Annotated in this window: 26 protein-coding genes; 12 read left to right on the forward strand and 14 right to left on the reverse strand. The window is 67.8% G+C overall.

Going from position 1 to position 26055, the window contains the following annotated elements; genetic code table 11:
• Positions 1 to 233: 233 nt before the first annotated feature.
• Positions 234 to 1214 carry a sugar ABC transporter permease gene (locus R2733_03150; protein MEZ5375480.1) on the forward strand — a complete coding sequence of 327 codons (981 nt, stop codon included), beginning with the start codon at positions 234 to 236 and terminating at the stop codon, positions 1212 to 1214.
• A 1-nt stretch (position 1215) separates the two neighbouring features.
• Complete coding sequence (locus R2733_03155; protein MEZ5375481.1) at positions 1216 to 2163, forward strand: carbohydrate ABC transporter permease; 948 nt, start codon at positions 1216 to 1218, stop codon at positions 2161 to 2163.
• Between the two features lie 26 nt (positions 2164 to 2189).
• Here the strand turns inward: R2733_03155 and R2733_03160 are convergent, their stop codons facing one another.
• Positions 2190 to 3356 (reverse strand): HAMP domain-containing sensor histidine kinase, encoded by a 1167-nt coding sequence (locus R2733_03160; GenBank protein ID MEZ5375482.1) that lies wholly within the window; start codon positions 3354 to 3356, stop codon positions 2190 to 2192.
• The gene (locus R2733_03165) at positions 3353 to 4045 is read right to left on the reverse strand and encodes a response regulator transcription factor (GenBank protein ID MEZ5375483.1); all 693 of its coding nucleotides are present in this window, start codon (positions 4043 to 4045) and stop codon (positions 3353 to 3355) included. The genes R2733_03160 and R2733_03165 overlap by 4 nt, the downstream gene beginning before the upstream one ends.
• A gap of 49 nt (positions 4046 to 4094) precedes the next feature.
• On the opposite strand from R2733_03165, the gene R2733_03170 reads away from it, so the two are divergent.
• The 5 genes from R2733_03170 to R2733_03190 all read left to right on the forward strand — a co-directional run bounded on the left by R2733_03170 (position 4095) and on the right by R2733_03190 (position 9560).
• Positions 4095 to 5438: a DUF1800 family protein gene (locus R2733_03170; GenBank protein MEZ5375484.1), complete on the forward strand. Its 1344-nt coding sequence runs from the start codon at positions 4095 to 4097 to the stop codon at positions 5436 to 5438.
• A 98-nt stretch (positions 5439 to 5536) separates the two neighbouring features.
• Positions 5537 to 6781 carry a DUF1501 domain-containing protein gene (locus R2733_03175; GenBank protein MEZ5375485.1) on the forward strand — a complete coding sequence of 415 codons (1245 nt, stop codon included), beginning with the start codon at positions 5537 to 5539 and terminating at the stop codon, positions 6779 to 6781.
• A 111-nt stretch (positions 6782 to 6892) separates the two neighbouring features.
• Positions 6893 to 8317 carry a hypothetical protein gene (locus R2733_03180; protein MEZ5375486.1) on the forward strand — a complete coding sequence of 475 codons (1425 nt, stop codon included), beginning with the start codon at positions 6893 to 6895 and terminating at the stop codon, positions 8315 to 8317.
• 59 nt (positions 8318 to 8376) lie between these two features.
• Positions 8377 to 9204 carry a PD-(D/E)XK nuclease family protein gene (locus tag R2733_03185; protein ID MEZ5375487.1) on the forward strand — a complete coding sequence of 276 codons (828 nt, stop codon included), beginning with the start codon at positions 8377 to 8379 and terminating at the stop codon, positions 9202 to 9204.
• A 167-nt stretch (positions 9205 to 9371) separates the two neighbouring features.
• Complete coding sequence (locus R2733_03190; GenBank protein MEZ5375488.1) at positions 9372 to 9560, forward strand: DUF2510 domain-containing protein; 189 nt, start codon at positions 9372 to 9374, stop codon at positions 9558 to 9560.
• A gap of 29 nt (positions 9561 to 9589) precedes the next feature.
• Here R2733_03190 and R2733_03195 read toward each other — a convergent pair whose 3' ends face one another.
• The gene (locus R2733_03195) at positions 9590 to 9823 is read right to left on the reverse strand and encodes a hypothetical protein (protein MEZ5375489.1); all 234 of its coding nucleotides are present in this window, start codon (positions 9821 to 9823) and stop codon (positions 9590 to 9592) included.
• 91 nt (positions 9824 to 9914) lie between these two features.
• Complete coding sequence (locus R2733_03200) at positions 9915 to 11126, reverse strand: CapA family protein (GenBank protein MEZ5375490.1); 1212 nt, start codon at positions 11124 to 11126, stop codon at positions 9915 to 9917.
• Between the two features lie 257 nt (positions 11127 to 11383).
• Between R2733_03200 and R2733_03205 the strand changes: the two genes are divergently transcribed.
• Entirely contained in the window at positions 11384 to 12625 is a 1242-nt protein-coding gene (locus R2733_03205) for a hypothetical protein (protein ID MEZ5375491.1), read from the forward strand.
• On the opposite strand, the gene R2733_03210 is transcribed toward R2733_03205, so the two are convergent.
• The 3 genes from R2733_03210 to R2733_03220 all read right to left on the reverse strand — a co-directional run bounded on the left by R2733_03210 (position 12582) and on the right by R2733_03220 (position 15778).
• Positions 12582 to 13934: a M20/M25/M40 family metallo-hydrolase gene (locus R2733_03210; protein MEZ5375492.1), complete on the reverse strand. Its 1353-nt coding sequence runs from the start codon at positions 13932 to 13934 to the stop codon at positions 12582 to 12584. The two genes, R2733_03205 and R2733_03210, sit on opposite strands and share 44 nt — an antisense overlap.
• 93 nt (positions 13935 to 14027) lie before the next feature.
• Positions 14028 to 14990 carry an electron transfer flavoprotein subunit alpha/FixB family protein gene (locus tag R2733_03215; protein MEZ5375493.1) on the reverse strand — a complete coding sequence of 321 codons (963 nt, stop codon included), beginning with the start codon at positions 14988 to 14990 and terminating at the stop codon, positions 14028 to 14030.
• Positions 14991 to 14998: 8 nt separating this feature from the next.
• On the reverse strand, positions 14999 to 15778 hold the full coding sequence (locus tag R2733_03220; GenBank protein ID MEZ5375494.1) for an electron transfer flavoprotein subunit beta/FixA family protein: 780 nt from the start codon (positions 15776 to 15778) through the stop codon (positions 14999 to 15001).
• A 135-nt stretch (positions 15779 to 15913) separates the two neighbouring features.
• Between R2733_03220 and R2733_03225 the strand changes: the two genes are divergently transcribed.
• A complete protein-coding gene (locus R2733_03225) occupies positions 15914 to 16852 on the forward strand; it encodes a diacylglycerol kinase family protein (GenBank protein MEZ5375495.1) in 939 nt (312 codons plus the stop codon).
• A gap of 40 nt (positions 16853 to 16892) precedes the next feature.
• Here R2733_03225 and R2733_03230 read toward each other — a convergent pair whose 3' ends face one another.
• On the reverse strand, positions 16893 to 17660 hold the full coding sequence (locus tag R2733_03230) for a glycerophosphodiester phosphodiesterase (GenBank protein ID MEZ5375496.1): 768 nt from the start codon (positions 17658 to 17660) through the stop codon (positions 16893 to 16895).
• 256 nt (positions 17661 to 17916) lie between these two features.
• Between R2733_03230 and R2733_03235 the strand changes: the two genes are divergently transcribed.
• Positions 17917 to 18222: a WhiB family transcriptional regulator gene (locus R2733_03235; protein MEZ5375497.1), complete on the forward strand. Its 306-nt coding sequence runs from the start codon at positions 17917 to 17919 to the stop codon at positions 18220 to 18222.
• A 44-nt stretch (positions 18223 to 18266) separates the two neighbouring features.
• On the opposite strand, the gene R2733_03240 is transcribed toward R2733_03235, so the two are convergent.
• Complete coding sequence (locus tag R2733_03240; protein ID MEZ5375498.1) at positions 18267 to 19730, reverse strand: histidine kinase N-terminal domain-containing protein; 1464 nt, start codon at positions 19728 to 19730, stop codon at positions 18267 to 18269.
• 24 nt (positions 19731 to 19754) lie between these two features.
• Between R2733_03240 and R2733_03245 the strand changes: the two genes are divergently transcribed.
• A complete protein-coding gene (locus R2733_03245) occupies positions 19755 to 20423 on the forward strand; it encodes an alpha/beta hydrolase (protein MEZ5375499.1) in 669 nt (222 codons plus the stop codon).
• Between the two features lies 1 nt (position 20424).
• Here the strand turns inward: R2733_03245 and R2733_03250 are convergent, their stop codons facing one another.
• A complete protein-coding gene (locus tag R2733_03250; GenBank protein MEZ5375500.1) occupies positions 20425 to 21930 on the reverse strand; it encodes a PLP-dependent aminotransferase family protein in 1506 nt (501 codons plus the stop codon).
• Here R2733_03250 and R2733_03255 point away from each other — a divergent pair.
• Positions 21923 to 22354, forward strand: a complete 432-nt coding sequence (locus tag R2733_03255) for a hypothetical protein (GenBank protein ID MEZ5375501.1) — start codon at positions 21923 to 21925, stop codon at positions 22352 to 22354. The two genes, R2733_03250 and R2733_03255, sit on opposite strands and share 8 nt — an antisense overlap.
• On the opposite strand, the gene R2733_03260 is transcribed toward R2733_03255, so the two are convergent.
• The 4 genes from R2733_03260 to R2733_03275 are packed head-to-tail and all read right to left on the reverse strand — an operon-like array spanning position 22291 to position 26024.
• A complete protein-coding gene (locus R2733_03260; protein ID MEZ5375502.1) occupies positions 22291 to 23382 on the reverse strand; it encodes an ArsA-related P-loop ATPase in 1092 nt (363 codons plus the stop codon). The two genes, R2733_03255 and R2733_03260, sit on opposite strands and share 64 nt — an antisense overlap.
• Entirely contained in the window at positions 23379 to 24851 is a 1473-nt protein-coding gene (locus R2733_03265) for an HAD-IG family 5'-nucleotidase (GenBank protein ID MEZ5375503.1), read from the reverse strand. Before R2733_03265 ends, R2733_03260 begins: the two co-directional genes overlap by 4 nt.
• Positions 24848 to 25819: an ArsA-related P-loop ATPase gene (locus R2733_03270; protein MEZ5375504.1), complete on the reverse strand. Its 972-nt coding sequence runs from the start codon at positions 25817 to 25819 to the stop codon at positions 24848 to 24850. Before R2733_03270 ends, R2733_03265 begins: the two co-directional genes overlap by 4 nt.
• The gene (locus R2733_03275) at positions 25791 to 26024 is read right to left on the reverse strand and encodes a DUF3107 domain-containing protein (GenBank protein ID MEZ5375505.1); all 234 of its coding nucleotides are present in this window, start codon (positions 26022 to 26024) and stop codon (positions 25791 to 25793) included. The genes R2733_03270 and R2733_03275 overlap by 29 nt, the downstream gene beginning before the upstream one ends.
• Positions 26025 to 26055: the final 31 nt, after the last annotated feature.

Here is a 26055-nt window from a genome sequence, read left to right on the forward strand (position 1 = left end):
AGATGTCGGGGTCGGCGGGGCTGCCCACGCGAACAAGCCGGTCGAACCCGGGTCCCAGGACTACGCCTTCGTCGGGTTGGACAACTACCAGTCGATCTTCACCAACGACGACAACTTCGACACCAGTCGCTTCGGCGACCCTGTGGGGCTCGGCCATCCTGCCCTGGGCCGGCTTCTTCATCGCCGCGGCGGTCCTGCTCGCCATCCTGCTCGGCCGCGAAACCAAGCAGGGAATGAACTTCGGCGGTGCCCCGCTGATGCCGCTGATGATGGGCATCGGGCTCTTCAGCTTTGCGCTCTTCACCCATCTTCGGGGCACGATCATCAACAACATCTGGTGGGTCATCGCCGTCACCTCGCTGTCGACAGCGCTCGGTCTCGCCGTCGCCAAACTCGCCGACGGGGCGAAGTTCGAACCGATGGCCAAATCGTTCGTCTTCATGCCCATGGCGATCTCGTTCGTCAGTGCCTCGATCATCTGGCGATTGATGATGTATCAAGCCCGTGATGCCTCGAAGTCTCAGACCGGTTTGCTCAACTCGATCTGGGTCTGGCTGGGCAAAGTCACCACCCAATCACCAGGCAAAGTGATCATTGGCGGCATCTTCCTGTTGGCCGCCGTGGCGCTGCTCGTCGCCACGGTCCGTGCCCTCGCCAACTCGCCTGCCGTCGCCGGGCTGTATGGAGTCCTCAGCGTCATCCCCCTGTGGGTCGCCTTCCGGACCTTCGGCGACGGCATCGGCGGATACACACCGATCGAGGGTGACGTGGTCCGAGCCAACCCGATCAACTTCGTGCAGGGCATCCCCTTCAACAACTTCTGGCTGATGATGATCCTCATCTGGATCCAGACCGGGTTCGCCATGGTGATCCTCTCGGCCGCCATCAAGGCGGTGCCCGAGGACTTCATCGAAGCGGCCAAGATCGACGGCGCAACCGATGGCCAGATCTTCTGGCGGATCACCGTGCCCCAGATCCTGCCGACGATCGGTGTGGTGGCCACCACGATCATGGTGAACGTGATGAAGGTCTTCGACATCGTGAAAGTCACGACCAACGGCCAGTTCGACACCCAGGTGTTGGCCAATGCGATGTACAACGAAGCCTTCCAATTCGGCAACCGAGGCGTCGGTGCCGCACTGGCCATGGTGCTCTTCCTCGGCATCCTGCCCGTGATGGTCTTCAACATCTACAACCTGACGAAGGAGGACTGACATGGCTGCAGCCGTGACGACCGCCGGTGCTACGAGCACGGCCGGGAAGATCTACACCGCCCTGAGTCGGGTGCCCATGTGGGCCATGGCCATCCTGTGGCTCCTCCCCACGTTCGGGCTCTTCGTCAACTCACTCCGTCCTCGCGACGCCCAGCGCAACAGCGGCTGGTGGACGCTGGCGAGCGACGGAGAGGGCACACGATTCACGCTCGACAACTACGACACGGTGCTCGGTGCGGGCACGGTGAACTCGATCAAGGATTCGTTGCTCAACTCTGCGGCGATCGCCATTCCGGCGACGATCATCCCGATTGCCGTCGCGGCGTTCGCCGCGTACGGCTTCGCCTGGATCGACTTCAAGGGTCGCAAGTGGTTGTTCATCGCCGTGGTGTCGTTCCTCGCCATCCCGCTCCAGGTCGCGCTCATTCCGCTCCTTCGCATGTATGTGGGCGGCGCCCATCTCACCCTGCCGATCATCGACAAGACGCTCACATTGGTCCCGGCATGGGGACTCAACGGCAAGGCCATCTCGGTCTGGCTCACCCACACCGGCTTCGCCATGCCGTTCGCCATCTTCTTGTTGCACAACTACATCGTGAGCCTGCCGAAGGACATCTTCGAATCGGCTCGCATCGACGGCGCCGACCACTTCACCATCTTCTGGCGCCTGGTGCTGCCGCTCTCGGTGCCAGTGCTGGCTGCGTTCGCCATCTTCCAGTTCCTCTGGACCTGGAATGACTATCTCATTGCCGTCACGATGCTCGGCTCCGCGGGCGGCGACGCCTTGCCGACCACCGTGGCCATCGCCAACCTTGCCGGTGACTTCGGCAAGAACGAGCACCTCCTCACCGCTGGTGCATTCGTTCAGGCGTTCTTCCCGCTCGTCGTGTTCTTCTCGCTCCAGCGCTTCTTCGTGAAGGGCCTCCTGGCCGGATCGGTCAAGGGCTGACGCTCCGAATTGGGGCGGCAGCTGCGTCACGCCAACGGCAATCGCACCGAGACCCGAGCCCCACCGGACTCGGCGTTCTCGGCTGCGCACGTGCCGCCGTGCAACTCCACGATGCTGCGAGCGATCGCCATGCCGAGTCCGACCGCACCGCTGCGGTCGCCGCGCCGGAAGCGCTCGAAAACGTGGTCGATCATTCCGGGGTCGAACCCTGGACCGTTGTCGCTGACCTCGATCGTGGCAAACGTTTCGTCGAGCCGGGTCGACAGGGTGACGACGGTGGCTCTGGCGGCTGCGTTCCTCGTGATGTTGTCGACCACCTGGCGGATGAGGTGGTAGTCGGCGTTGACCACCGCGGCGTTGCCCGGGACGGCCGTGATGGTGACGTCGTCGACGCGGACCGACGCGGCGACCTCCTCGACCAGAAGGTCGAGACGAAGCGGCGCCAGGCGAGGCTGGGCCTGGCCGTCCTGCAACCGGGCGAACTCGAGAAGTTCGCCGACGCTCGAGCCGGCACGCTCAGCCGCATCGAGGATCTCCGACAGCGACTCCCGGTAGGCGGCGGCGTCTCGCTCGCGGGCAAGCGCATGGCCGGCCGAGGCCTGGATGATCGACAGCGGTGTCCGCAATTCGTGAGCGGCGTCGGCGACGAAGTCGTTCCCGACGCTCGGCACGATGTGCACGGGAGCCGGTCGGCGGCCGAGCAGCCACCAGGCGACGGCAGTGAGCGCCGCGATCGCCATGAGGCCCATGGCCAGCCACCGCCAGCGAGCACTCGACCGGTCACGCTCGAACGACGACCGATCCACCACGGTGACGAGCGATTCGTTGTTGCCGATGCCTCGTGCGTAAGCGAGCAGCGGGCCATCGATGTCGAACTCCCGCCAGTGCTCACCGTCGAGCCCCGCGTCGCCCAGGCTCTGCAGCGGAGGCTCGATCCAGGTGTCGCCGAACGTGTCCCACCACGGCCCGTCGACGTTGACGATCCATGTGTTGGCCGGGGTCGGGCCGTCTTCGAGTCGCATCGACATCGAGGCGGCGTCGACGTTGCCGGTTGCCGCTCGTTCGATCTCGGCCCTCGCCCGGTCGACTGCCCGGCTGTAGCCGACGAGGCCGAGCGGGCCGACGATGATCGTCGCCGCCAGCGCCATCAGGGCCGTTCCCCTGATGCGATCTCGTCGCGACGGCGTGGTCACGTGGGGACGACCATGCGGTAGCCGACACCACGAACGGTGTCGATGGCCACGCCGTGCTCACCGGCCGCTCCCCCACCCGGGAGCTCCAGCTTGCGTCGCAGGTTGGCCACGTGCACATCGACCACGTTGGACAGACCGTCGTAGTGGGCATCCCACACGTGCTCGAGCAAGTCCTCCCGGGAGACCACGGTGCCCGGGCGCCGCAGCAGATAGTCGAGCAAGCTGAACTCCTTGGGCGTGAGCGGGATCATGATCGCTCCCCGGAAGACCGTGTGCGCCGCCGGATCGAGCCGCAGGTCGCCGAACTCGAGGACGGGCGTCGCCGTTTCGGCCGGTCGACGGAGCAGGGCACGAACGCGAGCCGCCAACTCGGGGTACGCAAAGGGCTTCGTCAGGTAGTCGTCGGCGCCGGCATCGAGCCCGGCCACCTTGTCGGACAGACCATCGCGAGCAGTGAGCAGCAGGACCGGCGTGCGGAACCCCTCGGCGCGGAGTTGCCGGCAGAGTGACACGCCGTCGCCATCCGGCAGTCCAACGTCGAGGACGAGGAGGTCGTAGCCGTGCACGCTGGTCGCCTCGACGGCATCGGCGATCGTGCCGACGAGATCGACGGCGTGGCCCTCCTCGACGAGCCCTCGTACGAGCACGCGGCCGAGTGACGCATCGTCTTCGACCACGAGGAGGCGCATCGCACCAGTGTCGCACGGGTTCGATGAAGGAACGATGAAGGCGGCCTTCATGTTCGTTTCACCGACGACCGCGCATGATCGGACGATGCTGCGCCAGCGCCGAACCCCGCCGTCACGACCGGTCGATGCAGGACGTGAGCAGGCCACCGAGCGCCGGACGGCGGCGCATGTGCTACGACGCCTCGCCCTGAGTCCGCATCCCGACCGTGTCGACGAGCTCGCCGGCCGCACATTGAGCGACACCGTTGCTGCGATGTTCGACGAGGGGACGATCCGTCGCCATCAGGCAGCCTCCGCCCCCACCGCCCCACCGTCCGATGACGACGACGGCGACCTCGACACCGACGACATCGTGGCGTGGTGGCTCGACCAGATGGCGGCGGCCGACACGGGCATCGTCGACCGCATGGCGTGGTTCTGGCATGGACACCTCACGACGAACGCCCAGAAGGTGGGCGACCCGCTACTGATCGCGCAGCAGCTCGACACCCTGCGTTCGGGCGGTCTCGGCAACTTCCGAACCCTTCTCCACGAGGTGATCACCGGTGGCGCCATGCTCGAGTATCTCGACGCCAACTACTCCGAGGCGTCGAACCCGAACGAGAACCTCGCCCGCGAGCTGATGGAGCTCTTCACCGTGGGACGCGGGCACTACAGCGAGGACGATGTTCGAGCCGCCGCCCGAGCGCTCGCCGGCTGGATCGTCGAGTCGACCGACGACGGACCGACGACGGTCACCTGGCACCGCGACCGGGCCTTCATCGCTCCGCTGCTCTTCCTCGGTGAACAGGCCAAGTGGGACACCGAGCTCGTCATCGACCGGCTGTGTGACGACCCGGCAACGGCGGCGCGCGTCGCCTCGGCGCTGTGGGACCACGTGGTGCGACGACCACTGACCGACGAGGGGCGCGAGGAACTGGGGCGTTGGTGGGCTGGTCGCGACCTCGAGATCCGCCCGCTGGTCGAGCGGATCTGTGCCGACGACGCCTTCGCCGATTCGATCGGGGCCGGGGTCCGCTCCCCGATCGAGTGGTGGGCTGCAACCACGACCGCCCTCGGGCTTGAGCGTTCGGACCCCTGGGCGATCCGCCAGCTCGGCCAGTATCCCTACGATCCCCCGAACGTCGCGGGCTGGCCTGCCGGCGATCGGTGGCTGTCGCCGGGCTCGATGCTCGGTCGCGTGCGATTCCTCTACGGCATCGATCCCGCCGAGCTCCCCGATCTTCCGGCGGCGACCGACGCCATCCTCGAACGGTGTTCGCTGGTCGACGTCGACCCGTCGACCCGAGACGCCATCGAATCGGTTGCCTCGATCCCCGATATCGACCCGGCGAGCCGCGTGGCGGCTCGCTGGCGACTTGCCCTCGCCTCACCGGAGTTCCAGCGCGCATGACCCTCACCTCTCGATCGAACCCGTCCTCGCCGCCGTCGGGCTCTCCTCGGCCTGCTACACCCCTGCCGGCCGGACGTCGGCTGTCACGCCGTGCCGTCTTGGGCGGTCTCGGCGCCTCGGCGGCGGCGCTGGCAACGACCGGCTATCTCCGATCGTCGTCCGGCCCCCGACCGTCAGGATCGCTTGGGCGACCGCTGCCGACCGGTGGCCGTTCGACCCCGACAGCGGTCCCGTCCGGCCGAGTACTCCCCGGCGCCGTCGTCGACCGAGTGCTCGTCGTGATCGACTTTCGGGGTGGCAATGACGGGCTGTCGCTGCTTGCGCCGGTGGCCGATGGCCGCTACCACGATCTGCGACCGTCGCTCGCGATCGCAGAGGAGGATGCCCTGTGGCTCGACGACGAGGTCGGGCTCCACCCGGCAATGGCTCGCCTGCGCGAGCGGCCGCTGATCACCGTCGAAGGCGTCGGCCCGGTGGCGGGTGATCTGTCGCACTTCGCCATGACCGAGCGGTGGGAACGGGGCGACGCTGCCGGCAGCTATGCCCCGCACACCGGATTCCTCGGCCGGCTCACCGACGCGCTCGACGACGGCAGCCCGCTGGTCGGCCTTTCGCTGTCGGGCTACACCAACCACCTCACCAACACGCGAGCTGCCACCCTCGCCCTCGACGGACTCGATGACTTGTGGTTCTTCGAGCCGACCGACTGGGCCCCGGCCGCCGCCTTCCGTCAGGGCATCGAACGCTTTGTGCGAACCGACGACGCCGGACCGGTGGCCGACGCCTACGAGCGCCTCCTCGCCCTCTCGACCGAGCTCGCCAGTCGCGATGAGGAGGAGAACAACTGGGAGGATCCGATGTTCTCCGAAGGAGGCGACCTGGGCGCGAAGCTCGCGGCCGCAGCGTCGCTGATCACGGCCGGGGTCGGAACACGCGTGGTGTATGTCGGCTATGGCGATTTCGACACCCACGTCGGGCACCAATGGAAGCAGCAGGACAATCTGCAACGGCTCGACGCCGCACTCGACGGCTTCCTCCGGCGCATCGACGAGGCCGGCGCCTCCGATCGTGTGCTCGTCGCCACCGTCTCGGAGTTCGGGCGTCGGGTCGAAGAGCACGACGGCGGACTCGATCACGGCTCGGCTTCAACCATGCTGCTCGCCGGACCGCTTCACGCCCGGCAGGCGGGCGAGCGGCCCGACCTCGGCGATCTCGACGACGATGGCAACCTGCGCACCACCGTGCCGTTCGACCGGTATCTCGCAACCCTGGCCGAGGAATGGCTCGGGGTGGAAGCCGCCAGCGTGCTCCCGGAGTCGGCGACACCGCTCGGGATCCTCTGATCGCACCGGCCAAGCTGCCCTCGACACAGCGGCGAAGCCGCCGTGAGCACGCGGCGAAGCCGCCGTGAGCACGCGGCGAAGCCGCCGTGGGTGGAGCGCTAGAGTCGCCCCGTGCGACGACTTCTGCTCCTCCTCGTTCTCCTGCTTCCGGGCCTCGGTCTCGCCCCGCTCGCTGCCGGCGCCCAGTCCACGGCGAGCGATGCCATCACGGCGATCGTCGACGAGCTCGAGGCCTCGGGCCGCTCGGTCGACCCGGCAGCGCTCCCGCTTGCCACTGGCGTCGATGCCGCCATCGGACGGGCCAATGCCGCCGGCATCGCCGTCGTCCTTCCCGATCCTGCGTCCGACGCGCAGAAGCTCACGTTGGCCGTCGACGAGGCGATGCGATCGAGCGGATCGAGGTTCGACTCGGTGCTCGTGCTCACCCCCACCGTCATCGCGGCCGAGGTCGGCGACGTGAGTGAGGCCGAACTCGACGCCGCGCTCGACGCGGCCTTCGCCACGGCAGGCGACGCCGATGCGATCGACGCGTTCGTTGCCTCGCTCACCGGTGAGAACCCGCCGGCCACGACGGCAACCACCACGGCGACCGACACCGACACCGACACCGGGAACTCGACCTCAGGAGCGACCGACACCGGCACCGGTACGGACAACACCGATTCCGGCGGCGGCTTCCCCTGGCTGTTCGTGATCCTGGTGGCAATCGCCGGATTCTTCGGGCTACGGTTCTTCACCAACCGGCGCAAGCGGCGAGCGGCCGAGCAGGCGGCCATCGAGGTCGACCGGGCCGAGATCGCCGAGCAGCTTCGAAACAACGCCGACCGCGTGATCGATCTTGGTGACCCCGTCATCGCAACGAAGGATGCGGAACTCATCGCCCTGTACGAACAGGCGAGCGCCACCTACCAGGAAGTGTCGCTTGCCCTGCCCGACGCCACGACTGCCGCCGAGATCGATGCGCTCGACGATCGGATCGACGAGGCCGAGTGGCAGCTCGAGGTCATTGCGGCCCGTCTCGCCGGCGAGCCTGAGCCACTGTCGCCGGCTGAGCGAGAACGGGCCGCCATGCCGCCGGCACCGACGGGCCCGGCGCTCGGTCCCGATGACTCGGTCTTCGGTCCCCGCCCCAGCGGCCGAACGTCGTCGAGCCGTTTGCCACCGCCCCAGCCCCAGCCCGCACCCCGACGCCGGTCGTCACGCGGTGGAGGGATGAGCAGCGGCATGGGCGGCATGCTCGGGAGTATCCTCGGTCAGATCCTGCTCGGTGGTGGACGCCCTCGGACCACCAGCCGCCGTACCCAGCGCCGCACGGCGTCGTCGGGGGGCTTCGGTGGAGCGTTCGGCTCACCTCGCCGCTCCTCCAGCTCGTTCCCCGATCCCTTCGGCCGATCGAACCGGTCGTCTGGTGGCGGGTTGGGCCGATCGCGCTCGTCCCGATCGAGCGGGGCCCGCAGCAGCGGCACCCGGCGGGCCGGCGGGTCGCGGAACCGGTCGACCTCGAGCCGGCGGGCCGGCGGCTCCCGCCGCCGCTGAACGGGCAGAAATCGGCGTCGATCGCCGCCATTGTCACACGGGGTTGCCATGATGCATACATGGCCGAGCTCCCCCCGCACTTGTCACCCTCCTCGGCGGCGTCCTTCGACGGTTGCCCCCGCCGCTGGAAGTTCAAGTACGTCGACGGGCTGCGGGAACCCTCGGGTCAGTCCGCCGTCGTCGGCACGTTCGCCCATCTCGTCCTCGAACATCTCTGCCAACTCGACGCTCCGGAACGCACCCTCGACCGGGCCAAGCTGATCGCACGCGAGCGCTGGCCCGACGTCGAGCTCATGCCCGACTTCGCCGACCTCGCGCTGTCCGACGACGACGCGCGAGCCTTCCGCTGGCAGGCGTGGACCGCCATCGCCGGCCTGTGGAAGCTCGAGGATCCGGCTCGGGTCGAGGTCGTCGCCACCGAACGCAAGGTCGAGGCCACGCTGGCCGACGTTCCGTTCCTCGGCATCGTCGACCGGATCGAGCGTCTCGACGGCAAGCTCGTGATCAGCGACTACAAGTCCGGTCAGGCGCCACACGTTCGCTACCGAGACGAAAAGATCCAACAGGTGTTGCTCTACGCGGCGGCCGTCGCCGCCGCCGATGGCGAGCTCCCGCATCGCTCCCGCCTGCTCTACCTGGGCCAGGAGACGATCGACATCGATGTCACCGAGAGCCGGATCGGCGAGGTCACCGATCAGCTGGCGACCACCTGGTCGGCGATCACCACGGCCTGCAGTGCCGATACGTTCGACCCGAAGCCCGGGGTGCTGTGCGGATGGTGTCCGTTTGCCGCCCAGTGCGACGAGGGCCGAGCCGAGCTCCAACGGCGTCACGCCGAGGGGATTCTGCATGCACATGCACCCGGCGCGGCACTGATCGGGGTGTGACCCGGGCCTGTTGTGGGCGAATCTGCCCAGCTTGGGCAGATTTCACATGGCGATTTTCTCAAGGGGCCGTACTCTCGGGCCGACAGTCCATAGAGCTCCTCCATGGACGGCGGGGACCGAGCACAGCGCGCGGTACATCACCACATCAACGGAGATGACAGGTGACCATGACAACGTTCGAGACACGACCTGGGGACGTCACGTCCACCGATCCGAGCAGTGCGGCCGATGTGACCGCCGCCGGGTGGTACAGCGACCCGTTCGGACAGCACCGCATGCGCTACTTCTCGGGGACCGAGTGGACCGACCACGTCACCCACTTCGGCCCGACGCCGTGCCAGGGCTGCTCCTGCTGATCCTGTCGGCCATCTGAGGCGGGCGGCGTTCACCCCGGACGTCGCCGACGGCGCTGCGCATCGATCCTGCGGGCCTCCTGCACCACCGATCGCAGCCCACCGGCCTCGCTGTCACCATCGACCACGCCGAGCACGTGGGATGCCAGGGCCTCGAGCACGGCGCTGACGCTGACACCCTGTTCCGCTGCGAAGTCGTGCCAGCGCTCGTGCGCCTCGTTGCTCACGTACGCGTGCAGCGCACGACGATCCGCCTGGGTCGTCATGTCGTCCCTCTCTCCCACCAGTGCCCGGGCCGAGCGTAGGCCAAGGCGCGACCCGCCGTCGCATTTCCGGCCAGGGCTGCTCGCTCGGTCCTCAGTCGCAGCGGCCGCGCTGTTCGGGGTCGGCGACGACCGAGCCGTCTGCGGCGATCTGCACCCCCGATGAGTGCCCGGCAATCTGCTCGATGATGCCGGCTCGTTCGGACTCGGACGGCGGGCGGGCAACGCCGTGATCGACGCGAACCGGCTCGACTCGCAACGCGAGCTCGGGCGCACCGTCGGCAGCTTCGGTCACCGTGAACGAGAAGATAGCGCTGTTGGCCGTGATCCCTCTGGCCGACGGAAACGCAAAGTTGCCGCTCGAACGGGCCACCAACGTGTCGCCGATGATGGTGAGCCCCTGCACCACGTGGGGGTGGCCGTTCACGATCGCATCGACGCCCGCGGCCGCCCACCGCTCACTCAGTTCGACCATGAACGACGACGGGCACAGGACACCCTCCTCGCCCCCGTGGACCATCACCACGGTCACATCGGCGGCGGCGACGGTGTCACTCACCATGGCATCGGCCTGGTCGAGGAACGCCGGGCAGGCCCAGGCGACCTGCGGCCGCACGTTCTCGCCCGACGCCGACCAGTCGCACGGAACGCGTGACAGCGAGACGACCCCCACCTTCCATCCCTCGACATCGACCACGAGGGTGCGGTAGGCATCGGCCTCGTCGACCCCGGCGCCCACCCGCGCCAACCCCGCAGCATCGACCTCCCGCAACGTCTGCTCCAGTGCGTCGGGGCCGAAATCGAGCGTGTGGTTGTTCGCCAGGCCCACCACATCCACGCCGGCATCGACGAGAAGCTGCAGTGACGCCGGCGGCGACTTGAACAAGAAGGGCTTGTCCACCGCAACGCGGCCGACATCGGGATCGGCGACCGACGTCTCGAGATTGACGATCATGAGGTCGGGCGCCGACAACAACTCGGCCACTTGCCCCAGGGGATCGCGCTGGTCGAGACCGTTGGTGAACGAGGTATCGCCGGCCACGGCGACGACGATCGGCGAACGTGGCGGCTCGGTGGTCGTTGTCGTGCTGGCGGTGGTCGTTGTCGTGCTGGCGGTGGTCGTGCTGTTGGCGGTCGAGGTCGTACTCCATGAGGTCGCCGAGGTCGTCGCCGGTGCGACCGTGGTCCCGACCTGGCTCTGGGAAACGGTCAGATCGCCGGTGCCGCCGCACGACGCCGCAGCGAGCGCAAGGCCAATGAGGCTCAGTCGACCTCGGCTGATCGGTCGGTCGTTGTTGCTTCGCATCGGCCCCCCTCCGTCGACCACGAGATCGTAGTGTGAGCCGTTTGCGTGGTTGCGGATTCACCGGGTGCGACGATGCCGACCTCGCGACCACCCAGTGTGGCCAGACGGTCGCTCCAACGCACCCACGAGGGCCGATCAGGATGGATGACTCTGGCGAGCGCCGACGCCGAGCCGCTAGCGTGTCCGGGTACGAATCATCCCTGATGGTCCATCCGAGCAGCGTTTGCCCGCCTTCGACCGAACTGAGCCCCCGCACCATGACCGTCGACTCCCCCTCCACCCCCGAGCTCGTGATCGGACTCGATCTTGCGCGCCATCGGTCACTCTGTGTGGCCAGGATCGATGGAGAACGATCGATCATCCCACTCGCTCCCGGGCACCGGGGGCTGATCATGCGCTGGGTCGACCGCAACGAACGCAAGCACCGGATCACCGATCGCTTGCTCGAGTTGGCCGGACCCGACCGGCCGGCCGCCGTGGCCATCGCCCGGTCGGTGGCCGAGTGTGTCTTCCCCGAGTCGCTACCCACCCGTCCCTACATCGCCATTCCGAGTGCTTTCGGGCCGGCGTGTCGCGCGGCGCTGCTCGAAGGCTTCGCCGACGCAGGTCTGCCGATCGACGACCAGCATCTGGTCGAACGCCCGGTTGCGGCCTTCGCCTCATGGCTCCATCATCGGCGCCAGCTCGGCAGTCCCGGACCGATCGGACCCATGCTGGTTCTCGACAACGACGGCGGACAGATCTCGGCGGCGGCCATCGACGCCGATGCCCGCCGCATCGTGTTCACCACCCCGCTGTCGGCCGGTCCCGACGAACCCGCCGAGGTCATCATCGACCGGTTGCACTCGGTCGTCCGAGAGCTCGACCGGCTTCGGTCCGGTCATGGTCTGGTGCGATCCGACGAATGGTCCAACGTCTCGGCCGCCGTCAGCCAGGTCGCCGTCGCCGGCTCGATGAGCGAGCACCCCCTGTTCCTCGACCTGCTGGCCCGGGTCCTCCCGGCGGCGGCCATCGTGCGCGACCCGATCATCGCCGATCAGGGCGACGTCGTTGGTGCGGGGCTCGTGAGCCTCGCCGCACTTGCGGACTGGAGTGCCGGCTGGCCCACGCTCGACCTACGGGTCGACGATCGCTTGGCCGTCCCGGCCGGTGATCTCGACGCCGACGCGCTCGACGTCGAGATCACCGTGCCGGCCAAGGCCGCCCTCACCCTCACCCGCCCCGACGGCTCGGCCGTGCCACTGCGAGTTGGATCGATGCTGGCCGAGGGTCTCCAGCTCCCACGAGATCTGCAAGGTGAGCTCACCCTTCGGGTGCTCGCCGACGGACGTGTCCTGGTGCTCGGCCCGGCCGGTGTTCGTCCCCTGACCTTCTCGGTGGCGTGGCCGCTGATCGCCGAAGATCAGCAACCGGCGGTCACGGTGACCGCAATCGGTCGCCGTCCGCTTCAGCTGGTCAATCCCACAACCGATCGATCACGTCGAACCACAGTCGCGTAGTCATCTTCAGCGACTCGGTGTCGATGCGCTCGTTGTGGCCGTGGAACCGACGGAAGAACTCGCCGGCATCGATGCTCGGGCTCAGGAGGCCCGCGCCGTAGGCGATCGCGCCCCGACCGCGGAAGAACCGGCTGTCGGTTCCACCGGTCACGATGCTCGGGATGACGTTGGCCTCGGGGTAGGCCATCTTCACGGAATCGCTCAACGCACTCCACAGCGGGTTGCCGATCGGTGACGCCGTCGACTCGTCGTCTTGGATGACCTCGACCTCGACGTAGTCCATGGCATCGCCGAGCGCGTCACGTAGGTGTTGTTCGACGTCGTCGTGGGTCTCGCCGGGAAGGGTGCGGATGTCGACCTCGACCACCACCGAGTCGGGGATGACGTTGGTCTTCACGCCGCCTTCGACCACGTTGGGGCTGAATGTGGTGTGGCAGCAGGCGTGCAGCGTGCGCGCCATGCCGGTGGGGAGGTCGGCCAGGGTCTCGGCGATTGCTCCCGGATCGAGGAGCTTCGCCGTGGTGTCGTCGTCGAGGCCGAGCGCAAGCACCCTCGCCCCCCATAGCTCGTCGAGCTTCGGCTTCGGGTTGTAGGCCGCGAGCCGCCGCACCACCTCGGCCGCCTTCACCAGTGCGTTGTCGGTGGCGTAGGGCTGGGAGCCGTGGCCGGGCGTGCCCTTGACCGTCAGACGCCGCCAGCCGAGGCCTTTCTCGGCGGTGGTGATGAGCATCGACATGCCCTTGGGGCTGTGGAAGGGGATGCCACCGAACTCGGTCAGCACATAGTCACACTTCAGCGCGTCCCATTCGTCGCGCACGAGCACCTCGGCGCCGTGACGCCCGCCGGCCTCTTCGTCGGCAACGGCGAAGTAGATCAGATCGCCCGGAAGACGTCGGCCCGACGAGACGATGTGCTTGAACGCCACGGCCATCGAGGACGTCAGGTTGAGCATGTCGACCGCACCCCGACCCCAGACCTCGCCATCGACCAGTTCGCCACCGAACGGATCACGGTCCCAGCCGTCGGGCGACACGGGCACGACGTCGGTGTGGCCCATCAGGCACAGCGCCGGCGCCGACGGATCGGTGCCGGGATAGCGAGCGATCAGCGACGACCGCCCCGGTGTCGGCTCGTACATCTGGAGGTCGACACCGGTGCCAGCGAGTTCGTCGCGCAACAGGCGCGCCGAGACGTCTTCTTGGCCTGACTCGGGCCGCCCGTCGTTGACGCACTGGTTGCGGATGAGGGCCTGAAGCAGCTCGACCGTCTCATTGCTGAGACGGTCGAGCGTAGATTCATCAATACTCATGCCTGGACATTAGTCGCCCAGGTTGGGAGTTCGGAGCGCAGCGAGGAACTCCGAGGAACCCCCAAGGCGCCCCAGCGCCGACGGGTTCCCCCGTCAGCGGCTGGCGAGGGCCTCGAGGAGCGCAGGCATCACCTTGTGGACGTCGCCCACGATGCCGAGATCGGCGATCCCGAAGATCGGGGCCTCGGCGTCTTTGTTGATGGCGATGATGTTCTTCGAGCCCTTCATGCCAACGAGGTGCTGGGTGGCACCCGAGATACCGCAGGCGATGTAGACATCGGGCTTGACGACCTTGCCGGTCTGGCCGACCTGCTGGGAGTAGGGCACCCAGCCGGCGTCGACGATGGCTCGCGAGGCGCCAGCGGCACCCTTGAGCTTCTTGGCGAGATCGGCGACCATCTCGAACTTCTCGGCTTCGCCGAGACCACGACCGCCGGCCACCACGATGGCCGCCTCGTCGAGCTTGGGGCCGTCGGACTCTTCGACGAAGCGATCGGTGACGGTGGCACCACCGGCGCTCCCGAGATCGGGGACGTCGAGTTCTTCGGTGTCGGCAGCGTCGCCGCCGCTGGCTTCGGCGGCGAACGACTTCGGGCGCACCAGGGCGAGGAACGGACCCTCACCGGTGAACTTGGTCTTGATGTCGGTCTGGCCACCGAAGATCGACGCCGTGCCGACGAGGGTGTCGTCGTCGGCCTCGAGCCCGATCAGGTTGCTGAGGACGGTGCGGTCGAGCTTGACCGACAGCCGGGCGGCGATGTCACGGGCGTCGTAGGTGGTGGCGAACAGGATGGCATCGGGACCATCACCGGCATCGACCGCGGCGGCGATGGCGGCAGCCACCGGGACGCCGACCAGCGCGTCGTCGACGTCGACGCCGTAGACGGTCTCGGCGCCGTACTCACCGAGCTTCTCGGCGACGTCGTCGGCATCACCGGCGAACACGCACGAGACAGAGTCGGCGAGGCTGCGAGCCTTGGTGAGCAGTTCGAGGGTGGTGCTGTCGACTTCGCCGTCGATGGCTTCGGCGAAGACCCAAATGGAATCGAGTGTCATGTCTGCTCCTAGATGACCTTGAGGTTTTCGAGGAACGCCACGATCTTCAGGTGGGCCTCGCCGTCGTCTTCGATGATGTCGCCGGCTTCACGCACGGGCGCCTGGGCGACATCGATGATCTCCTGGCCCGACCCGGCCCAACCGACGGCGTCGGCGTCGAAACCGAGGTCGGATGCCGACTTCTCGTCGACCGGCTTGGACTTGGCCGCCATGATGCCCTTGAAGGACGGATAGCGGGGTTCGACGACACCGGCGGTGACGCTGATGACGGCGGGCAGCGGGCACTCGACGTCGTCGTAGCCGGCGTTGGTCTGACGCTGCACCTTGATGGCGCTGCCGTCGACCTCGACGGACTTGGCGGCGGTGACCGACGGGAGGTCGAGCACCGCAGCGATCATCTCGGGCACGGTGCCGGTGTAGCCATCGGAGCTCTCGGAGCCGGCGATGACGAGATCGGGCGACTGGTCGCGGATGGCGGCAGCCAGGATCTTGGCGGTCGTGAGGGCGTCAGACCCCACGAGCTCGGGATCGCTGATGAGCGTGGCCGACGCCGCGCCCATGGCGAGCGCCGTGGCCAGGCCGGACCGCTCCCCGTTGGGAGCCATCGACACCAGCGTGACTTCGCCCTCACCGGCGGTATCGACCAGCTGCAGCGCCATTTCGACGCCGTAGCTGTCGGACTCGTCGAGGATGAGCTTCACATCCCGCTTGAGCGTTCGGGTTTCAGGATCCAGGGCGCCGGGATCGGCGGGGTCCGGGATCTGCTTGACACAGACGACAACCTTCATGCCGGGCATCGTAGGCCGCTCCTTGACCAAGCGGTCAAGCCGGATCGATGTGAACTTTGTCTGACTCGACCGGCGGAGCGAGATGGGCGACGACGCCTGCACGTTCGGCCAGCACCGCTGGTTTAGAGTTGGCCGGTGCGACTGTCCCTGATCATCAATCCCGCCGCGTCGTCGGTGTCGGCCCGGAGCCGGGTGATCATCCAGAAAGGACTGTCGTCGAAGCACGAGCTCACGGTCCACGAGACCTCTCGTCAGGGTCACGCCACGCGGCTCGCCCATCGGTCGATGAAGGAGGGAGCCGACGTCGTCGTCACCCTCGGCGGCGACGGCACGGTCAACGAGGCGGTGAACGGCCTGCTCGGCACCTCGACCGCCGTCGCCCCTTTGCCCGGCGGCTCGACCAACGTCTTCGCCCGAGCCATCGGCTATCCGAACAATGCCGTCGAAGCCACGAAGGTGCTGCTGGCGAGCCTCGAGACGCCTGAGACCCGGGCGCGTTCGATCTCCCCTGGCAGCGTCGGCATCGCCAACGATCGCGCCTTCGTCTTCCACGTCGGCGCGGGCTTCGACGCCGCGGTGGTGACCCGAGTCGAGCGTCGCTCGCCGTTGAAGAAGTACGCCGGGCACCCGTGGTTCATTGCGAGCGCGATCGCCACGTTGACCTCCGAGCAGCAGCGACAGCTCTCGTTGGCCGTACGGACCGACGACGGCCGCCTCCTCACCGACGCCAAGATGGCGGTGGCCCTCAACGTGAACCCCTACACCTTCCTCGGCAACACCCCGATCAGCCTGGCGCCCGAGGCCGGGCTCGACCAGCCGCTGTCATTGGTGGCCACCACCTCGCTGGCACTGACCAAGGTCCTCCCGGGCATCAGCTCGACCCTGCGCCGCAGCACGCAAGGCCTGCCCAGCAGCGGACCGTTCGCCCACTGGCCCGGCGTGCAGGGGGCCTACATCACCTCGACGCAACCGTTCACCTACCAACTCGACGGCGAACCCATGCCGCCGGTGACGAGTCTGCGGCTCGCCAACCGCCCGACCGCGGTCCGCTTTGTCCTCCCGCTCGCCGACTGAGCTGGGTCGTCGAGCCGTTGCGGGTTGTCGATCCGGCTCGTCAGCGACGACCCAACGCCGACAGCGCTCCTGCCGGATCGTTGGTGATGACGCCGTCGACGCCGAACCGATCGAGCTCGACGATGCGCTCGGGGTCATCGACGGTCCAGGTGTAGACATCGAGACCGGCCTCGTGGGCCCGGTCGACGAAGGCCTGATCGACGAGCAGGTCGTGCGGGTTGATCGCAGCGAGCTCGTGGGCTTGGGCCCGAGCGATGATCTGGCGGGGATCGGCCTGACCGAAGGTCAACCAGGCCAAGGGGATGGTCTCGTCGGCCTCGCGAATCCGCAGGATCGTCGCCATGTCGAATGAGGAGATCAACACTCGGTGGGCCGCCGAGAAGGCGGCGACCAAACCGGCAACGGCGATCGAGATGCCGAATTCGGCGTCGTAGTCCGGATCGGACGGGTGGTTCTTGATCTCGATGTTGATGAACTGCCCGGCATTGCGCTCGAGGGCGTCGGCGAGCAACGGAATCGTCTCGGGGAGGTCGGCAGCCATGGTCTCGCGGACCACCCGACCGTCGGGCAGTACCGCGTCGTGCACCACGACGAGGACGTCGTCGGCGCTGCGGCGCACATCGAGTTCGAAGCCATCGGCCCCGAGCGCCGCACAAGCCGCAAACGCCTCCTGGCTGTTCTCGGCGTGGTCGCGAGAAGCTCCTCGATGGCCGAGGACCTTCATCAGCCCCTCGGGTGACACACCCTCGGGCACCTGACTCTCGAGGTCTCGTGGTCGATCGGACTCGGCGCCAGGTTCTGGTTGCACACTCGACATCTTGACCCATCGACGCCGGTGACACCAGGGCCGATGCTGTCGGTGTCAGCGGGCCGACACCACGTCGAGGGGAGCATCGGACCGCTGGCCGTTCACCGCCGGGAAATAGTCGTTAACAAACTCTTTACGGGGCTCTAAGTATTCGCTACGGTGCGCAACGGCAGCGACGACGAGGTCGACTGCAAACGCTGGAGGAGCAGTAGTGGCAATCGTCGAGTCCTGGGATGCTCACACGGCCGAACTCACCATGGGTGATCGGGTCGCTCGAAAGGTCGCCGAGCGACCTGATGCCCCACTCGACACCAGTTGGCGCGACATCGCGTCGTGCCGCGACACCGATCCCGACCTGTTTTTCCCGGTCGGAACCACCGGACTCGCCATCACGCAGATCGAAGAAGCCAAGGAAGTCTGCCTCGGTTGCGCCGCTCAGCTGCAGTGCCTCGAGTTCGCCCTCCGTAGCAATCAGGACTCCGGCGTGTGGGGAGGCACCTCCGAAGAGGAGCGTCGCCACCTCCGCCGCACCTACCTCGGGCGTCGCCGCAGCCGCCTCTGAGCAACGCAGGGAGCGAATCTCGCTCTCCACGTCGTATGGCTCACTCAGAGCGTTTCACTGAGGAGCACCTTCAGCTGGGCTACTGCGCCTTTACCTCCGCCGATCGCCGGCCGGATGGTGACGTCGCCGTGGAGTTCGCCTGACGCCAGCGTGCGCACGATGGTCAGACCGAGCCCGTTCTGACGCTCGAGATCGAAGTCGGGCGCCAGACCCACCCCGTCGTCGTGCACCCGAACGACCAGCTCCTCCGAACCGGTCTCGAGCTCCACCACCACGGTGCCACCCGTCGATCCCGGCGGGTAGCCGTGCTCGACGGCGTTCTGCAGCAGTTCGGTGAGGATCACGGCGAGCGAACTCACAGTGCTCGCCGGCAGGGTCGGACCGTCACCCACCACACGGAAGGTGATCGGCCGGTCCGGGGCCACGAGGGCCTGCTCGACCATCGACACGATCGGACGAACGACCTCGCCGAAGGCCACGTCGTCGCCGCCCTTGCGGGCGAGGATCTCGTGGACGAGCGCAATCGATCGGATGCGGCGAACCGATTCCTCGATGGCCGCCTTCGCCTCGACCGACTCCATTCGCCGTCCCTGCAATCGCAGCAGCGACGACACGGTCTGGAGGTTGTTCTTCACCCGGTGGTGGATCTCGCGAATCGTGGCATCCATCGAAACGAGCAACCGCTCTTGGCGCCGCAGTTCCGACACATCGCGAATCAGCACGATGGCGCCGTCGACGGCATCGTTGTCGACCAGCGGCAACACCCGGGCCACCATCGACACCGACGGACCTCGCTCGATGTCTTCGGTGACCGGCACGCGTAGGCGGTAGGCCGTCCGCAGCGCGTCGGCCTGGAACCCCACGTCTTCGAGCTCTCGACCGATGGCGTTGGCATGGAACCCGATGCGGTGCAGGGCCGATACCGCATTCGGCGACGTGAAGACGATGGTGCCCCGCTCGTCGAGCACCATCACGCCATCGCCGACTCGGGGCGACTGCTCGGTTTCGGCGTCTTCGTAGGCGAACGGGAACGTGCCGGCCTGGATCATGGCAACGAACTTCTGGAACACCCCGAGATAGGTGTGCTCGAGCTCGCCCGGCATTCGAGCCCCGAGGCGCGGGGTCTCGCTGGTGAGCACGGCAATCGGGCGGCCACCGAACACGACCGGCACCGCCTGCACCGCCGCTCGCCGCCCGGCCAATGGCAGGTCGATCTCGTCATCGACTCGCTGCCCATCCGCCATGGCTGCCGCCACCAGCGGCCGATGTTCGGCCGAGATGAAGCGGCCGACGAGGTCGTCGCGGTAGAGCGTCTGGGCCGTGGTCGGCCGGATCTGACCCAAGATCACGAACCGCTCCTCGGTGCCCTCGGCAACCCCGAACAACAGCAGGTCGGCGAAGCTCAGATCGGCCAGCAGGCCCCACGACGCCACCAGCCGGCGCAGGTGGGTCCGCTCCTCGGGTCCGAGCGAGGTGTGCTGTCGGGCGAGATCGCTGAGGCTGGCCACGCCGTTGAGAGTACCGTCACCGGCGTGACCGACCCGCTGCCGACCACACGACTCCCGCTCCTCCTGGTGCACGGGGGTCTGTACGACGACATGACGGCGGTGGCGTTCTGGACGGCGACGGGTGTCACGCCCGCGCTCGATCGACACATCGTCGTCTACACCGCCGAAGATCGGCCGGACCAGCCCTCCACCTGGTCCGACGAGGCGGGCGCGCTCGCCGAGATCATCGACCGGCAAGGCTGGCGAGAGGTCGCCGTGGTGGCAGCATCCAACGGCTGTTCGGCTGCGCTGCGCCTTGCGGTCGACCGTCCCGATCTCGTGGCTCGGCTCGTCCTCGCGTGGCCGGCCACCGCCGGCGATCCGGTCAGCGACGCATTGATCGGCCACCAGATCGACGAACTCGGACCCGAGGGCGCAACCGAGTCGCTTCTCAGCGGTCAGACGATCCGAGGACTGAGCGACGCCGAAATCGCCACGATCGACGTCGACGCCGTGGTGTGGCCCACGATCCCCGAGAACCAGTTCCACCAGGGCTCGACCGTCAGTGCGCTGGTTGGACTCCTGCGTCGCCCGCTCCTCATGGGCGGCAGCCCCGAGGCCGTACACGCCGGCTTTGCGCCGTTCCTCGACTCGTTCGTCTCGATGTTGGTCGAGGTGTCGATCCTCGACGACGACGATCAGGCCGGACGCTGACTCACACCAGCGACGCGGTTGCCAGCTCGCTCGTCATCGGCGACGCCACCATCCCGGGTTCGTAGGCCGCCCAGGCAGCAGCGAGTCGCCGGACTGCCTCTTCGATCTGCGCCGGAGGGTTGGTGTACGGGAGGCGAAGGTGATCGTCGACGTAGGACGACGAGGCGAACTCGCGACTTCCGGCCACGCTCACACCGAATCTCGCCGCAAAGCGGGCGAAGTCCGACGCCGCACCTTCCGGCAACTCGACCCACGTCACGAGTCCGCCCCGCACCGGATGCTGGCGCCAGGTCGGGAGTTGGGCCGAGAGTGCATCGGCGAGGACACGAGAGCGGTGCTCGAGTTGCGCCACCCGGTCGGCGCGGATGCGATCGAAGTTCTCGAGGACGGCAAGCGCCATGAGTTGGGACGGCAGCGGGGCGAACAGGTCCATGGCCGCCTTGCGCGCCCGCAGTTGGTGGATGGCCTGGGCGTCGGCCCGCACCCAGCCGATACGTAGCCCGGGCCACGCCACCTTGTTGATCGAATCCGCAACGAAGTTGACGCCATCGGGGCGGCAGGCGGCCAACGGCGGCGCCACGTGGTGGTCGAAGGCCAGTGATGCCACGACCCGATCTTCGAGGAGCGGTACGCCGTAGTCGGCGGCAGCATCGGCGACGAGCGGCCGACGATGGGCAGCGAGCCGCGACCCGGTCGGATTGTGATGGTGCGGGTTGAGAGCGATCAGTGTCGGACGCAGCCGATCGATCGACGCGATCAGATCGTCGACCACGATGCCGTCGTGGTCCATTGCGACCCCGTGCACCCGAGCGCCACGCGACCGGACGAGGTCGACCAGGCCCGGCCAGGTGGTCGATTCGGTCAGCACGACATCGCCCGGGCGCACCACCAAGTCGACCAGCAGGGCCACCGCCTGCTGCGCACCGTTGGTGACCACGATCTGTTCGGCCGTAGTGGGCAGACCGTTGCGGGTGAAGTGCTCGGCGATGGCCACGCGCAGCGGAGCGAGTCCGGCCGGTTCCGACGAGTCGAGAAGCTCCGGCCGGGCGTCGAGGCGTACCTGTTGGATCACGTCGAACACGATGGGAGTGATCTGATTGACGGCCAACAGCATGTCGATCGAATGGCGGCGAGTGTCGAAGAGCGAGTCGCTGAGACGAGGCTCATCGAGCGCCCGATACGACGCACTGCTCGCAACCACTCGGGTGCCGCTCCCCTGCCGACGCTGCACCGCGCCGAGTTCGGACAGCTTCTCGTAGGACGCAACGACCGTTCCTCGCGACACCGAGAGCTCGGCCGCCAGCGACCGCTCGGCCGGGAGCAGATCGCCATCACCGAGCACGCCCTCATCGATGAGCGTCGCAATCGCCGACGCCAGCTGGAGATAGAGCGGGCCATCGCCACCGGACCACGGCCCCAACCGGTGGCTCAGCTCGTTTGCGTCCAATTTCCGGGCATTGGCACTCGATCTCGCCGACATGGTCCACGACACTAGTCCAATGATCACGAACGCTCCTGCGCCAATCGACCAACATTGGACCATTGATCGGTCGAACGATCTCGACGCCATCCCACCGATGACGGCACGCGACATCGCTCGGATCCTCGGTTCGCTTCCCATCGCACGTCTGGCGGGATGGCAGCACGAACTCGCCACGGTGCTGACCGATCTGGCCGACGACGCCGGTCTCCCGTGCCCGTTCGATCGGCACGACCCCGCCGTCGTCCTCCTCCGGGCGCTCGGCCTGCTGGCGACACACGCGCCGCACGCCGCCAGCCCACTGGCTCGCCAACTCGCCGATGCGCTCGCCCTCGCCGTTCAGCCGAACTCCACCCCCGCTGTTCAGCCGAACTCCACCCCCGCTGTTCAGCCGAACAGTGCCGACAAGTCGCTGGCATCCACCAACGAACCCGCAGTCCACAGCACCTGATGCGTGGGCCCGATCGCCGCCGGGGCCGCAGCGTCGGCCTCGGCGGTATCGCGCAGCGTTCGGACGGCGTCACGCAGCGTGCGATGACCGATCGCATCGATCGCCGCATCGTCGAGTGCTCGCACCGAAGGGTCGAGGGTGCGATTCACGATCGTGAGCGCCGGCGGATGGCCACGCCGACGCAGCTCGGCGGCCAGTTCGGTGCCACGTGCCCGGGGCACCGCCTCGGGAGTCTGCACCACCACGTAGCGGGTGTCGGGATCCGACAACCGCCGCTTCACCGCTCGGGCACGTCGGGCAAAGCCGGGCTGGAGACTCGAGAACAGCCAGAAGAACTCGGCGATCTGCTCGAGGAAGGGGCCGCCGAGCAGCCGCTCGGCCACCACCAGGAACGGCTTGGCTGCCACCCGCACCATGCGCGTGCGATAGGGAGCCGTGAGCCAGGTCAGCAACCGGCTGCCGAAGAACTCGAGCATGCGGTCCGGAGCGTCGAGTACGTCGAGCGCATGGACCGACGGCGGGGTGTCAATGACCACGAGGTCGTAGTCGTCCTGATCGGCAAGGTCGACGAGTCGGTCGAGCGCGATGTAGTCGTGGCTCTGCACGAAGCGGGTGGTGAGGGTCTGGTAGAGCTCGTTGTCGAGCAGTCCGTCGCGTGTTGCGTTGTCGGGCGCGTGGCGTCGCACCAGTCGGTCCCAACTCTGCTCCATGTCGACCATCACGGCCCACATGGCACCCGCCCCGCCGTCGTGGTCGGCGGTCGGGCCCAGGGGAACGCTCATCGGCACCTCGGCGACACCCCCCGCCCCCGACTCGCCCACCCCCAGCGCATCGGCCAAGCGCCGTGCGGGGTCGACCGTCACCACCAACGCTCGGCGTCCGTGCTCGATCGCGGCGCGAGCTGCCATGGCCGCGGCCAGGGTGGTCTTGCCGACCCCTCCCGGCCCGACGACGACCACCACCTTGGCCTCGGCGAGCAGCCGATCGAGCGTGGACGCATCGCGAGTGGCGACGTCGTTCGCGCTCACGTGTCGTCACCCACTCCGCCGGTGTCGTCGGCCCCGTGCGCGTCGACCCCCTGGCCGTCGTCGAACAACGGGCTGGCGTCGTGCGGCAACGAGCCCCGAGCCGCCCGGAGGTAGGCGTAGGGCGTCACGTGCCGGAAGTTCGACACGCGTGAGAGGTAGACGTCGGCGTACCGCTCGACCTGGCGGGCGAACAGGCTCTTGTCGTTCCCGGCTCGCATGAGCGGCCCCCAGTTCGGGTTGCCCAGCTGGGTGGCCGCCTTGGCCAGCGGCGCCACCTCGCCGTCGAGACGGGTGGCGTCGGCGCCGGCTCCGGCGAGCGACCGTTCGATGTCGACGATCGGGTCGCCGCTGGCGATGGCTCGCCGCCGCTCCATGCGCAGCGTGGCCTGACGTTGTTCGACGGCGACCTTCTGCCGCATCAGCTCAATGAGCTGGCGCTCCTGGGGAGCGAAGGCGATGGCGTCGTCGACCTCGGCTTCGAGCTCCCGTGAGATCAGGGCGGTGCGCCAGCGCAGGATGTCCTTGGTCACGTGCACGTCGCCGAACAGGTGGTCGCCGACGTAGAGCATCTGGGCCGGCGTCAGACCCGACCACTCCTCGACCAGTCGAGCATGCCCCCCGAAGTACACCTCGCCCTTGATCAATGGTCCGAAGTGCGGCTGCAGCAGCGAACGCTCCTCGTCGACCACTCGGTAGATCGGGTCACGATCGGCGAAGAACCGAGGCTTGGCGGCCGAGACGATCACGAGATCGAACAGGTCGCGCCACGTGGTGCCCTCGGCACAGTACGCGTCGATCGCTCGGGCCATGGTGGCTCGGGTGTAGGCCCAGTCGGAGTTGGTGATCAGGACGATCTTCTTGCCCGCCAGCCGCTGGTCGACGATCGTCGGCACGATCTCGGGGTTCGGGTCGATGAAGCGTTCCGGGTCGGCCAGGATCTCGGCCTTGAGCATGCCCTCGGCATGGGCCCAGCCGAGGGCGTCGTCGATCTGCCAGTAGAGGTCGTGGTAGCTCATGACACCCGGAAGTCGACCCGCATCGTGCTGGTCGACGAGCTGGGTCCACAGCGCGGCCCGGCTCAGCTCGAACAGGGTGTTCATGAATTCGAACCGCTCCGACGACAGTTCGACGACCGTCTCGGCGTAGGCCTCGCGTTGGGAGTCGAAGTCGAGCAGATGTGTGCCGTGCAGCGCCCGCACCACGTAGCCGAAGCGGGTGGCCTTGACCAGGTTGCCGGTCGCCAGATCGAACACGAGGCCCAGCGTGAAGCGTTCGGGCTCGAAGATCAGATCGTCGACCGGCCACCCCCGCGCCGCGAGTCGAGATCGGGCGTGCTCGAACGCGCTGCGTTCCCACTCCTCGACCCGGTAATGGACCAGGGTGTAGTCCATGTCGTAGCCGATCACCTTGACCGAGCGGAGGTTGAGCGTGCGGTTGCAGAAGATCCCGGTGGCGGGTGGGTGACTCACGGTGCGCTCCTCGTCGTTGCGGTGGTCGGTGCCTCGCCCGCGTCCGGAGCACCGGAACGCCCTGCCACTGCGGCGCTACCGCGCCCTGCCGCCTCGGCGATGGCCGCCACCATGTCGTCGACCGGACGATCACTCTCGGCCACTCGGATGATCGGGAGTCCGAGTGCACCCAGCCGGGCCAGGCCGGTGCGGGCTTCCTCGGACCGCTCGGCGACCACTCGTCCCGCCAGCCCGAGCGCTCCACGCAGCTCGCCAGCCTCGGCCATCGCCTTGGGTCCGAGGAGCGGTGGCATCCGATTGGCGACGATGCCGACGACGTCGACGGCGGTGGTGCTCACCAGTCGTTGGTGCAGCTCGAGGAGTTCGGTGACCGGGAGCTCCTCGGTGGTGGTGACGAGCACGACCCCGGTCTGTGCCGGGTCGGCCAGGATCGCTTCGACCCATCTCGTCTGCTCGGCGAGCGGACCGACCCCGATGAGTCGCGCAAGATTCGCCGGCGCGTTCAGCAGCTCGACCACGTGCCCGGTCGCCGGAGCGTCGACGACGACGGCCCGCCAGTCCCCTTCTCGAACCTCCCAGGCGATCTTGCCGATGGTGAGGATCTCGCGCACGCCGGGTGCGGCCGTGGCGACGTAGTCGAAGATCTTCGCCAGTGGCCCCAACCGACTCGGCGGGATGGGGAACTTCATGTAGATCTTCAGGTACTCGTCGAGCGCAGCCTCGGTGTCGAGTTCGAGGCACTCGACGCCGGGGACCGACGGTCCGAGCGCCGCGGCGAGCCCGCCGTCGGCGATCGAGTCGACGGCGAGGACTCCTCGACCGGCTCGTATGATCTCACCCGCAGCCGCAGCGTCGGCCCGGTGTCGGGCGAGCGCGGCGGCGAACGACGACCGGCCGACCCCGCCCTTGCCGGCGACGATCAGCAGGCGCCGATCGAGGTCAGGCGCCGAAGCCGATGCGACGCTCAGCGTCGTCCTTGCCGATCTCGACGAAGGCGACCCGTGCCACCGGCACGGCGACGTCCTTGCCTCGCTTGTCGGTCAGCCAGAGCACGCCGCTGTCTGCTCCGAGCGACGCATCGATCTCGGCCTTGAGCGCCGCCCGATCGGTATCGTCGCTCATCTCGAGTTCGATGACCGACGCACTCTGGGCGATGCCGATGCGGATGTCCATGACCAAGCCTCCAACGATGTTCGTGCCGGTT

The organism is Acidimicrobiales bacterium (assembly GCA_041394265.1).
Classification (GTDB): Bacteria; Actinomycetota; Acidimicrobiia; order Acidimicrobiales; family SZUA-35; genus JBBQUN01.